Below are 1,133 nucleotides of genomic sequence, written 5' to 3'. Positions count from 1 at the left end.
AAGGGGAGATTATGTCATTTATAGATGAAGATTACGTAAATATCGTGCCGCAGGATCTGCTGGAGCGCGGTATACGCTTAAGGGAGGAGTACGGAATTTATGGAATCGCTTGGAGATTTGATGATGTAATGGAGGTGCTAAAAATCGCAAGAGATAGAGATATGCTTATCGTCGGAGGGGATGTATATCGCCTAAGCGGCAATGAGCCCATAATCACATACGATTGCTGGAGTATTGAATCGGAAGATAACGATGCATTTGAAGTAGCAACCCAATATATCACTAATTATCGCGCTAGAAACGGAGATGATTTTGCATACTGCCCAGTCATTAGCCCTGGGCGGGTGCCTAAATGAAAATTTTAGCTTACAATACAGAATATGTTGGTTTTGCTCATCTTCATATAAATATAAAATGTGTGCCGAACTGAATGCCGAAGTGTGCGTAGATGGGATATAAAAGATTTTAGGAGCGATCTTGAAAAGCAACAAAGTAATCCTAATCCTATCGATCGAAAGCGATAGGGATCTATCCGAAACAATAAGCAGCAACGGCATATCTGCAACAAAAGTCTGGCAAAAAGGAGATTTGAAACTAAAAGGTTCTATTTTAAAATACAGAAATTTTGGCTTTAGCATAGAGGAAAAATTTTATGATATACCTTTTGCGGGAGATCTAATTAAAAAATTTTTAGCAGATATAAATGTCGCGAGGAGTATAAAATTACAAAGCGTGAAAAAGCTGCTAAGAGTCGTAGTTTACAGTTATAATAGCATGCCCGGTCTATATTATAATGCAAATTTACTGAAACTATTAGCAGATAATAATGTGGATTTGGACAACGACATATACTGCCTAGATGGATAAATTTGAATCGTTATCGAGACGCATTTATCGATGAAATTCTTTGACTCTGATTGGGCGAAAGATGACAAGCTGTCCTTGGAATTTCATATAAGGATAATTTGAAACCATGAAGCCCGTAAGAATTGTAATGACGATATTTTTTATTATCCTATCGTCTTTAAATTTTCATAAGCTATTGACGGAGGGTGGTTATCGCGGAGGCAAAGTCTATGTCGTAGCCACAACCCAATCCGTCATTATGCAACTACTGCTTATCATAGGATTGA

Annotated in this window: 2 protein-coding genes; both read left to right on the top strand. The window is 37.6% G+C overall.

The annotated features are described in order from the left end of the window. Positions 1 to 356, top strand: a 356-nt coding sequence (imm40, locus tag Q0605_RS02495) for an Imm40 family immunity protein (RefSeq protein ID WP_363317198.1), incomplete at its 5' end; no start/stop codon positions are given. A gap of 121 nt (positions 357 to 477) precedes the next feature. Beyond that, positions 478 to 867, top strand: a complete 390-nt coding sequence (locus Q0605_RS02490) for a hypothetical protein (protein ID WP_298023240.1) — start codon at positions 478 to 480, stop codon at positions 865 to 867. The last annotated feature ends 266 nt before the right edge of the window (positions 868 to 1,133 follow it).

This window comes from uncultured Campylobacter sp. (genome assembly GCF_938017705.1).
In the GTDB taxonomy this organism is placed as follows: domain Bacteria; phylum Campylobacterota; class Campylobacteria; order Campylobacterales; family Campylobacteraceae; genus Campylobacter_B.
This window is presented reverse-complemented; position numbering and strand designations above follow the sequence as displayed.